Annotated in this window: 9 protein-coding genes; 4 read left to right on the forward strand and 5 right to left on the reverse strand. The window is 69.7% G+C overall.

What is annotated here, in order from left to right:
• The first annotated feature begins 1 nt into the window (after position 1).
• The 3 genes from ribA (at position 2) to ACM0O9_RS12260 (ending at position 3,246) form a co-directional block, all read left to right on the forward strand.
• The gene (gene ribA / locus ACM0O9_RS12250; RefSeq protein WP_053496995.1) at positions 2-1,138 is read left to right on the forward strand and encodes a GTP cyclohydrolase II RibA; all 1,137 of its coding nucleotides are present in this window, start codon (positions 2-4) and stop codon (positions 1,136-1,138) included.
• 72 nt (positions 1,139-1,210) lie between these two features.
• Entirely contained in the window at positions 1,211-1,711 is a 501-nt protein-coding gene (locus tag ACM0O9_RS12255; protein WP_005419594.1) for a PH domain-containing protein, read from the forward strand.
• Positions 1,708-3,246, forward strand: a complete 1,539-nt coding sequence (locus ACM0O9_RS12260; protein WP_164229850.1) for a PH domain-containing protein — start codon at positions 1,708-1,710, stop codon at positions 3,244-3,246. Before ACM0O9_RS12255 ends, ACM0O9_RS12260 begins: the two co-directional genes overlap by 4 nt.
• 92 nt (positions 3,247-3,338) lie before the next feature.
• Here the strand turns inward: ACM0O9_RS12260 and ACM0O9_RS12265 are convergent, their stop codons facing one another.
• Positions 3,339-4,397 (reverse strand): CDP-glycerol glycerophosphotransferase family protein, encoded by a 1,059-nt coding sequence (locus tag ACM0O9_RS12265; RefSeq protein WP_065178793.1) that lies wholly within the window; start codon positions 4,395-4,397, stop codon positions 3,339-3,341.
• Between ACM0O9_RS12265 and ACM0O9_RS12270 the strand changes: the two genes are divergently transcribed.
• Entirely contained in the window at positions 4,396-5,202 is an 807-nt protein-coding gene (locus ACM0O9_RS12270) for a glycosyltransferase family 2 protein (RefSeq protein WP_065178794.1), read from the forward strand. The two genes, ACM0O9_RS12265 and ACM0O9_RS12270, sit on opposite strands and share 2 nt — an antisense overlap.
• 30 nt (positions 5,203-5,232) lie before the next feature.
• On the opposite strand, the gene ACM0O9_RS12275 is transcribed toward ACM0O9_RS12270, so the two are convergent.
• The 4 genes from ACM0O9_RS12275 to fmt form a co-directional block, all read right to left on the reverse strand.
• Positions 5,233-6,489: an O-antigen ligase family protein gene (locus ACM0O9_RS12275; protein WP_414604140.1), complete on the reverse strand. Its 1,257-nt coding sequence runs from the start codon at positions 6,487-6,489 to the stop codon at positions 5,233-5,235.
• Positions 6,490-6,641: 152 nt separating this feature from the next.
• Positions 6,642-8,351, reverse strand: a complete 1,710-nt coding sequence (locus tag ACM0O9_RS12280) for an ArnT family glycosyltransferase (protein ID WP_414604139.1) — start codon at positions 8,349-8,351, stop codon at positions 6,642-6,644.
• A gap of 22 nt (positions 8,352-8,373) precedes the next feature.
• Complete coding sequence (gene rsmB, locus ACM0O9_RS12285; RefSeq protein WP_414604138.1) at positions 8,374-9,705, reverse strand: 16S rRNA (cytosine(967)-C(5))-methyltransferase RsmB; 1,332 nt, start codon at positions 9,703-9,705, stop codon at positions 8,374-8,376.
• A gap of 3 nt (positions 9,706-9,708) precedes the next feature.
• Positions 9,709-10,589, reverse strand: an 881-nt coding sequence (gene fmt / locus ACM0O9_RS12290) for a methionyl-tRNA formyltransferase (protein ID WP_495495889.1), incomplete at its 5' end; no start/stop codon positions are given.

Raw genomic sequence — 10,589 nt, forward strand, 5'->3', positions numbered from 1 at the left:
GATGTCCGCCTCCCCCGGTCCTGCCATGCCTGCTGCCTCTTCCCTGTTCGGCGATCCCGCCGCGATCCGCTGCGAACGCGCGGTGGCCGAACTGCGTGCCGGTCGCCCGGTACTGCTCCACGATGGCCAGGGCCAGCGCCTGGCGGTGATTGCACTGGACAGCGCCACTGCCAGCAGCTTTGCCACGTTCGCCGGTGCCGCGCGCGAGCGCCACTACCTGTTCCTGACCGCGACCCGCGCCCGCGTGCTCGGCGTGGAAGCACCGGAAGGCGCGCGCCTGCCGCTGGCTGGCATTGCCTTCGATACCCTGCCCTCGCTGGGTTACCTGCGCGAGCCCGGCCCGATGCCCGACGGCTGGGCAGCCGGCGACGCCTTCGATGCCGGCGCGGTCGAGCTGGCCCGCCTGGGCCTGCTGCTGCCGGCGATGGTCGCGGTGCGCCTGGACGTGGATGACCACACTTTCGACGGTGCCGCCGAGGTGGCCCTGTGCGACCTGGCCGAAGGCGCAGCACATGCGGCCCACGACTACGAACTGGTGGCGCGTTCGCCGGTACCGCTGCGCGACGTCGGCATGACCACCTTCGCGGTGTTCCGCGGCGGCGTGGCCCAGCGCGACCAGGTCGCGATCATCGTCGGCGAACCGGACCTGTCGTCGGTGGTACCGGTACGCGTGCACTCCTCGTGCCTGACCGGCGACCTGTTCGGCTCGCTCAAGTGCGACTGCGGCGACCAGCTGCGGCGCGGGCTGCGCAAGCTGAAGGAACTGGGCGGCGGCGTGCTGCTGTACCTGGACCAGGAAGGCCGCGGCACCGGCATCGCCGCCAAGATGCGCGCCTACGGCTACCAGCACGACGGCCTGGACACCATCGACGCCGATGCACAGCTGGGCTTCGGTGCCGACGAACGCCGCTACGGCAGTGCGGTGGCGATGCTGCATGGCCTGGGCATTTCGCGCGTGGCTCTGCTCAGCAACAACCCGACCAAGGCACAGCGCCTGCGCAATGCCGGCATCGAGGTGCTGGACTGCATTCCGGTCACCGGCGAGATCACCGCCGAAAACGAACACTACCTGCGCACCAAGGCCGATCGTGCTGGCCACCTGCTGGATGTCGATGCGCTGATCCAGGCTGCCCAGTAACACAGCCGACCTGCTACCGTCTGCGCGGTGCGGCCACCGCCGCCGCTCGCCCTGCCACCTGACGGAGCCCGCGTGACCGACGTCGCCCCCATCGCCCCGACCACCGAAGCCTGGCAATCGCTACCGCAACGTGCCGCCCGCCTGGCCGCACTGGAAGGCGCCTTCGGCGGACTGTTCGTGCCGGGTCTGCCACTGGCCGCAGCTGCCTGGTTCTTCGATCTGCCCGGCGGCCTGTGGACTGCCGCCCTGGGGCTGCTGATCGGCATCCTCTTCGGCGCCTGGCTCGGCCGCCGACGACTGACCCGCACCCGCTGGCGCCTGGATGACCAGGGCCTGGGCCTGCGCCGCGACCTGATGTGGCAGCTGGAAACCCGCATTCCCATATCGCGCGTACAACACCTGGACCTGCGCCGGGGCCCGTTGGAGCGCCGCGCCGGCCTGGCCACGCTGATCGTGCACACTGCCGGTACCCGCATGAGCGCGGTCACCGTCAACGGCCTGGATGAAGCCGACGCCGAGCGCCTGCGCGACACCCTCTCGCACCAGCTCGACCAGGACGCCGACGCCCTGTGAGCCTGCCGCCGCCCCTGCCCGCATCGCTGCCTGCCGGTGGCGAGGACCATCGCCTGCACCCGTGGTCGTGGCTGTTCGTACTGCTGATGCAGCTGCGCCACTACTTCCTGCCGCTGGTCGCGCTGCTGGTGTTCGGCCAGCGTGGCGAGCGCGACCCGATGTGGGCGCAGTTGATTCCACTGTCGGCGATCGCGGCACTGGTGCTGGTCTCGGTGCTGCAGTACCTCAGCTACCGCTACCGCATCGGCAGCGATGCCATCACCGTGCGCAGCGGGCTGCTGGCGCGCAACCGCCGCGAGATCCCGTTCGCCCGCATCCACAACGTGGAAGTGCGGCAGAACCCGCTGCACCGGCTGTTCGGTGTGGCCGAGCTGCGCCTGGAATCAGCCGGCGGCGTGCGGCCGGAAGCCGAGATGCGGGTACTGAGGCTGGACCAGGCGCTGGCGCTGGAACGGCTGGTGCGCCAGCGTGGGCAGGCACCGCAGCCCGCCGACGTCGTCGCCACGCCCTCGATCACCGGGACCGACACCGAACAGGTGCTGCTGCGCCTGTCGAGCTGGGACGTGGTGCGCATGGGCCTGCTCTCCAACCGCGGATGGGCACTGGCGATCGCCGCCTTCGGCGTGCTGTTCCAGACCGTGCCGCGGCCGGTGATGGACGCGGCCATCCAGCGTGGTGGCAGGGAGGCCTTCGGCTACGCAAGCCACCTGCATCCCGGCGTGGCCGGCGCCTTCCTGCTGCTGGCCGCAGCCCTGCTGCTGGGCTGGCTGGCGCTGCGGGCGTTGTCGGTGGTGCTGACCCTGCTGCGCTATCACGGCTTCACTCTCAGCGAGCAGGATCGCCGGCTGACCGTCTCGGCTGGCCTGGTCAGCCGAACCCGCAGCAGTGTCGCGCGTCGCCGCATCCAGGCCTGGACGCTGCACGAAACCACCCTGCATCGCTGGTTCGGCCTGCGCCAGCTGCGCATCGACAGCGCCGCCGGCGGCCCTTCGCGGGACCAGGACCGCGCCCTGCGCGAGCTGGCACCGCTGGCCCCGGCAATGCGCTGCGAGCAGTTGGTGCAGCACCTGCTGCCACAACTGCAGTGGCCACCGGCGCAGTGGCAGTCCATTCCCCAGCGTGGCTGGTGGCGGCTGTGCCTGGGTGCGCTGCTGCTGGTCCCCGTGCTGGCCGCAGCCGCGTACTGGCGCTGGGGATCATGGGGCCTGATCGTGCTGGCCTGGTTGCCGCTGGCGCTGCTGGTGGCACATCGGCAGATGGCGCGCATGGGCTGGTATCTGGATGACCACTACGTCGCCGTGCGCGGCGGCTGGTGGAAGCGCTGGTGGCGCTGGGCCGAGCTGGACAAGGTGCAGGGCCTGCGCCTGCTGCGCTCGCCACTGGACAAGCTGCTGGGCACCAGCAGCCTGCAGCTGGATACCGCCGGCGCGCATGGCGATGTGGCATTGATCCTGCACTACCTGCCGCAGGCGCAGGCGCAACAGGTGATGGATCAACTGGCGGCCGCGCTGGCGCGGCGCAAGCTGCGCTGGTAGGCAGTGCCGGCCGCTGGCCGGCACTACCGCGGCCTGGGGTCGCGCATCCACGCATGGCGTGGATCTACTGTAGAGCCGAGCCCACGCTCGGCTTACCGCTGCGACGGCCCCCAATACCCCAGGTCCTTGCGGATCTGCAGGTCGCGCACCCAGCTCCCGAACGGCTTGCGCCGCAGCACGCCCATCTCGCCGGACAGGAAATCCTCGGTAGCCGCAATCACGCGCTCGCTGGACAGGCCATCGCGGTACGGATGGATGGCATCGGCGTAGCGCACGATCTCCGCCTGCAGCGCGGCGTCGGGATGCAGCGCGCGCTGCAGCATCGCCGGCAGCTGCACCGGGTCGTCGAAGTCGATCATGTGCGGCTTGGGCACCCGGTTGCGGAAGGTCACCACCGGCTTGTGCTGGACGATGAACTCCGAAACGATCGAGGACGTATCGGACACCAGCACATCGGCGGCGCGCTGTGCAGCCATCACCTGCTCCGGCTCGACGAAGCGCGCATTGGCACCGGCCAGCGCGCGGTAGCGTTCGAACAATTCCGGTGGGCACTTCGGGTGCAGGGTCAGCAGCCAGTAGCGCTTGCCCTCGGCGATGTCGGCAGCAATCTGCGCATGCAGGTGCGGGGCTGCGCTCAGGCGTTCGGTGAAGGTCGAACCGAACAGGATCACCGGGCGTCCTCCAGCGGCGGCGCGCAGCGCGGCGCTCTCGCCACCATCGTCGCGGAACAGCGGATCCAGCTTCGGCCAGCCGGTCTCGGCCACCGCGAAGTGGCCCTGCAGGGCCGCGATCTCGCGGAACGGCCCGGTGGTGGCCGGCCCCTGCGTGCAGTACAGGTCGAACATGCCGCGCACCCGGAAGTGGCCGCGCGCACTGTCCCGCTTCTCCACGTTGAAGCCATGGAACAGCTGCACCTTGGCTCCCGAAAGGAAGGTCGGCACCCAGTTGGCGGCGCTGAACACCGCCCGCGGCCGCATTGCCAGCGCCTGCTTGAGGCCGATGTTGGGCACTCCCGGCAGCTGGCTGCCGGCCGCGCCGCCCTCGAACCAGGCTGCCACCTCCTGCCCGGAGGCGTGCAAGGCCTGCGCCAACGGGGCGAGAATAGGCAGCGCATAGCGCTCCGTCGCAAACAACAGGTACCCGGCCATCATGTCCTCCACGACCGCTCCCATCGAACGGCCTCGCATCTCGGCCTGCATTATCGCGTTCAACGAGGCCGGCCGCATCGGCGACTGCCTGGCCTCACTGGCCTTCTGCGATGAGATCGTCGTCGTGGACTCCTACTCCACCGATGCCACCGTGGCCATCGCCGAGGCCGCAGGCGCCCGCGTGCTGCAGCGCCCGTTCGACGGCTTCCGCAGCCAGAAGGCGTACTGCGTCGAGCAGGCCCGCCACGACTGGGTGCTGTGCCTGGACGCCGATGAGCGGATCAGCCCGGAACTGCGTGCGGCCATCGAACAGGCCCGCGACGGTGGCTTCGCTGGCCATGCCGGCTATCGCTTCGCACGCCTGTCGGAGTACTTCGGCAAGTTCCTGCGCCATGGCAATGCCTACCCGGACCGGGTGATGCGCCTGTTCGACCGCCGCCGTGGCGGCTGGCGCGGCAAGCGCGAGATTCACGAGGCCGCCAGCGTCGATGGCAGTGTGGGTACCCTGCGCGGCGACCTGGTCCACTATCCCTACCGATCCTTGCAGCAGCAGCTGGCCAAGACCGAGAAGTACGCGCGGATGATGGCCGAGCACGAGTTCGCGCGCGGTAAACGGGCCACGCTGGGCAAGCTGGTGCTGGCACCGGCCTGGCGGTTCTGGCGCGGCTTCGTGTTCCGTGGCGGCTTCCGCGACGGCTGGCATGGCCTGGTCTACGCCTATGTGCGCGCCAACTACGTGCGCCAGAAGACCATCATGCTGTGGATGCTGGGCAACGGCCAGGCCGTGGCCGACCCGCCGAACCCCTGATCGCCGGGCCCTGCCCGGCGCGCCGATGCGTCACGCCCCGGTGGCTGCCCGGTAGCGCGCGCCTTCGACGATCGACAGGCCGGTCAGCAGGCCGACCAGGGTCACGTAGAAGCTGGCGGTCATCTGGTGCGCGAACATCGACTGGGTCAGTCCGCACAACGCGTAGGTGATCACCAGCATGATGCCGGCTGCGGCCGGCCCACGGAAGGTTGACCGGCCACTACGGCGATGCAGGCGCACGAACAACCACAGCGGGATGCCATACACCGCCAGCAACAGCAGCAGGCCCGGTACGCCCTGGGTCGCTGCCCATTCGGCAACATCGTTGTGTGCATGCCCCAGGTGGCAACGCAACTCTTCCGGGTTCTCCCGGCAGACCGGCACGCGCAGCATCGCACTGTCGAAATGACCGATGCCAACACCCACCAGCGGGTGATCGAGGAAGGTCTCCCAAGCCACCTGCAGGCGTTCCACGCGGGCACCGGCGGAAGAATCACTGTCGCCCAGTTCCATCCGCTGCACGTCACTGTGCAGCTCGCTCAGGCGCACCTGGTGACGCAGCTCCGGCACCGACAGCAACAGGGTCGCGCCGATCGCCAGCATGCCGGCCAGCACCGACAGGCGCGCCGCACCGGTGCGCCAGCGCAGGCTCAGTGCCAGCACCACCAGCAGCGCCAGCAGGGCGGCGAACACGCCGCGGCTGCCGGTCAGCACGATGGTGCCGCAGCCGGCGGCCGTGCCGAGGATCACCAGCGACCAGCGCCGCGACGGGCGACAGAACACCAGCAGCACCATCAACACCATCACGATGTCGGCCAGCACGATGGCGTTGGTGAACAACTCTGCGCGCGGGGCGCCACCCAGCACCTGCCACAGCGACATCCCGAAGGTGGCGAGCAGGCCGGTCAATGATCCGTACCAGAGCCACCGCAGGTTGGGACGCAGCGCGCAGACCCAGAGCGCGATCCACGGGATCACCACGAATCGCGAGCGGTTGTCGACGTCACGCAGGCCCTGCTCGAACAACACCACCGACAGTACGCCGAGCGCCAGCACCGCCAGCATCAGCCAGGCCAGCACTTTCACCGGCTGACCGGCCATGCCGCGCGCGCGCCACAGCAGCTCCGGCGCCAGCAGGGTGCTGAGCAGCAGCAGCAGGCCATACGGCAGCAGGTTGATCGGCACGGTCAGCACCAGTGCCGGCAGGCAGAACAGGCCCAGCTGGGCCAGCGCATGCGCGGCCCCATGGCGCCCACCGGCGGGAACGCCCAGCGGGTCGCCGGCCATGGGGTTCAGGTTGTCCGGTGAAGCTGGCACGTCGGGAAGTATCGCTGCAATCTGCGGGAAGAACGGGAAGGACCAACGGAGGCCGTCCCAGCCTGCTGTTTTACTGCCTTTGGGCCCGCTTGGGCAGACTGGACAAGCCGGAATCGTGGTGGCTAGTCATGTTCCTGCAAACGCCGTTCACGTTCGCGCTCCTCTGCAGTGACCACGCAGGGCACCTTCACCGCTGCTGCCGGCACCAGCCACCAGCGCCGCCGGTTGGCCACGCCGGCCAGTTCAGAACGGTTGCGGTCGACGCACGACAGCATCGCGTATTCGTGCACCAGCAACCAGCGGCGTCCGGGCGCCAGCCGCTGCCAGCGCGTGGCCGCAATCAGCTGCTCGTCCCAGTCCGTCTCGAAACCGAAGGTCGCTGCGGGGCGGTCGGCCAACAGCAGATGCTGCTCCTTCCAGGCCACCAGCCCCAATTCGGCATCCGGTCCCAGACGGTCACCAACCGTGCGCATCAGGCCGCGGGCGGAACTGGAATCGTTCAGCAGCGGATAGCCGACCAGGCTGTACAGCACCCAGACCATCGCCAGGGTCGACACCAGCGCCAGATGCCGGCGACGGCCGCAGGCCAGCAGGCTCAATCCGCCCCACACGCCCATCGCCAGGATCGTCCAGGCCAGTGCGTCGACGGCGCCGGGCGCCAGCCCGCGGCTGTGGGTCAGGCGCAGCTCGAAGGCCGGCTCGCCCAGCACCGCCATCGCACCGGCCAGGGCCAGGCCCAGTGACAGCAGGCCGGTGAACACCCCCACCACGGCCTGCACATCGCGCCGCCTCAGCAATCCAGGCAACAGCGGCGCCAGCACCAGGCAGAACATCGGCAGTGCCGGCAGGATGTACACATCGCGCTTGCCGGCGGGAATCGAGAAGAACAGCACCACCATCAGCCACCAGGCCAGCGGCAGCAGGTAGCGCGGGTCGCGGCGGCGCAACCGGCGGCGCCACGCCGGAATCGCCCAGGGCAGGGCCAGGAACGCCGGGATCCACATCAGCGGCATCGTCGCCAGGAAGTACCAGGCGGGCTGGTGATGGTCCCAGGAATGGGCGTAGCGCCGCGCCGTCTGCTGGAACAGGATGTCGTCCATGTAGGCCAGGTACTCGTCCGAGCCGGTGGCAAAGCCGGCCAGCAGCATCGGCGCCAGCCACAACGACACCGCCAGCAGGAAGGCCAGCGGCGCCAGCCAGAAACGCGCGTCGCGCGCATGCAGTCCCACCCGTGGCCACTGCAACGCCGCGGCGATGGCCGCAGGCACGAGCATCAGCAGCGCCAGCATCCCCACGCCCTTGGTGATCACGCCGATGCCAGCAAAGAACCAGCCCAGCCACCACCATCGCCAGCTTGGTCCCAGCAAAAGGTGGCGCAGCAGGCCGTAGTTGGCCAGGGTGATGAACAGCAGCAGCAGTGGGTCGATCTGCGCCTTCTTCGCCTGGAAGGTGAACTGCAGCGCGAACAGCAGCGCCCAGCCGGCGTACAGCCCCACCCGCCGCGTCCACAGGCGCCGCCCCAGGTCGACCACGCACCACAGCGTGCCCAGCGCCGCCAGCAGCGACGGCAGCAGGAAGGCCACGCGCCACTGCCCGACCAGGCTGTACAGCGTGGCCTGCCACCACATCAGCATCGGCGGCTTGTCCGAGTACAGCTCGGTGCCGCGATGCGGGAACAGCCACTGCCCGCTGTCGAACATCTGCTTGGCCACCAGCGCGAAGCGCGGTTCGTCCGACGGCCACGGATCACGAAGGCCCAGCCCGGCCCCCAGCACCAGCAGGGCCATCACCACGAACAACCACGTCTCGCGCGACGCGCGGGATTTCAGCATGGGACTCGGAACGTCAGCGGGGTCAGGCTGTTTTTAGCAGACGCGCGTAAAAGAAACCGTCAGCATCGTTGTCACCCGGCAGGCGCTGGCGCGCAATCCCCTCGCAATCGAGGCCGAATGTGTCATCCAGAGGCTGTGCCGCTGCGTCCGGATGCCACTTCAGGAAGGCTCGCACCTGATCGACGTTCTCGGCGCGCAGGATCGAACAGGTGGCGTACAGCAGCACGCCTCCCGGGCGCAGCATCGACCAGCAGGCCTCCAGCAGGCGGGCCTGCACGCCGACCAGCGCATCGATGTCCTCGGCGCGGCGGTGGAACATCACGTCCGGCTGGCGGCGGATCACGCCGGTGGCCGAGCACGGGGCATCCAGCAGGATGGCGTCGAACGGCGTGCCATCCCACCAGGCCCCGGGATCGCTGGCATCGGCCACCCGGGTCTGCGCGCCCTCACCCACACCGGTGCGGTTGTAGGTATCGCGGGCGCGCGCGAGTCGACGCGCATCGATATCGAGCGCCAGCAGGCGCAGACTGGGGTCACGTTCCAGCAGGTGCGCCGACTTGCCACCGGGTGCCGCACAGGCGTCCAGCACGCGGGCGCCGGTCGCGGGCGCCAGCGCGTCGGCTGCGCATTGCGCCGACAGGTCCTGTACCGACAGTGCACCGTCGGCAAAACCCGGCAGCTGGTTCACCGCAACGGGGGCCGCCAGGCGCAGTGCATCGGCGCAGAGCGCGCTGGGTTCGGCGGCAATGCCCGCCTCGGCCAGTGCCGCCAGTGCCTTGTCACGGCCGCCGTGCTGGCGGTTGGCACGCAGCCACAACGGTGCCGGTTGCAGGCTGGCGCTGAAGATCGCGTCGGCCTGTACCGGCCAATCGCGTTCCACCGCATCGGCCAGCCATTCCGGGAAGGCATCGCGCGCCGGCTGCTCCGGGAAACCTTCGCGCTGCGCGCGGCGCAGGATCGCATTGACCAGGCCGGCCTGGCGCTCACGGCCCAGCGCACGCGCGGCATCGACCGTGGCCGACAGCGCCGCATGCGCCGGCAGTTCCAGAACGTCCAGCTGGGCGAAGCCCACCATCAACAGGGTGCGCAGATCGGCGTCGCGCGCCGACAGCGGCTTCTGCATCCACGACTGCAAGGCAGCGTCATAGGTACTGCGGCGACGCAGCACCGCAAAGCACAGCGCTTCCAGCAAGGCACGATCGCGGCTGTCGGCCAGCTTCGGCAGCGCCCAGGCCAGTTCGGCCTTCAATGAACGGCCACGGGTGAACACCTGTGCCAGCACACGTGCGGCCAGCATGCGGGTGGCCGCGCCCGGCGCCGCCTTGGCCACGGAGAAATCGTTCTGCTTCGACACCGCTTATGCTCCCACGCGCAGATCACGGCGGGCGTTGAGGTAGTCGGCGGCGGTGATCGCCTTGCCGCCTTCGCGCTGCAGCGTACGCAAGCGCAGTGCGCCCTGGCCACAGGCGATGTCGATGCCCTCGCGGCTGGCCGCCAGCACCGTGCCCGGCGCTTGGCCGTGGGCCTCCTCCAGCGCCACCGCGCCATGGATGCGCACGCGTTCGCCAGCCAGCGTCGCTTCGGCGATCGGCCACGGATTGAAGGCACGCACGGTACGCGCCAGCACATCGGCGCCCTGCGCCCAGTCCAGACGGGCTTCGGCCTTGTCCAGCTTGTGCGCATAGGTCACGCCCTGCTCCGGCTGCGGCCGCGCGATCGGCTTGATGCCGGCCCGCAGCAGGCCCAGGCCGTCGGACAGGACCTGTGCACCCAGCTCGGCCAGCTTGTCATGCAGCTGGCCACCGGTATCGGTGGCAGCGATCGGCAGTTCCTGGTGCAACAGCACCGGGCCGGTATCCAGGCCCGCTTCCATCTGCATCAGGCACACACCGGTCTTTGCGTCACCGGCCTGGATCGCGCGCTGGATCGGCGCCGCCCCGCGCCAGCGTGGCAACAGCGAGGCATGCACGTTCCAGCAGCCGTGGGTCGGGATCGCCAGTACCGCCTTGGGCAGGATCAGGCCGTAGGCCACCACCACCATCAGGTCCGGCTGCAGGTCGCGCAGCTGCTGCTGTGCAGCCTCGTCCTTCAGTGATTCGGGCTGGTAGACCGGAATGCCACGGGCCACGGCCTCGAGCTTGACCGGCGACGGTGCCAGGCCACGGCCACGGCCGGCCGGCCGGTCAGGCTGGGTATAGACGGCCACGACCTCGTGGTGGCGCGCCGCGGCGCGCAGCG

Origin of the sequence: Stenotrophomonas sp. FR012, from assembly GCF_047520565.2 — a bacterium.
Classification (GTDB): Bacteria; Pseudomonadota; Gammaproteobacteria; order Xanthomonadales; family Xanthomonadaceae; genus Stenotrophomonas; species Stenotrophomonas sepilia.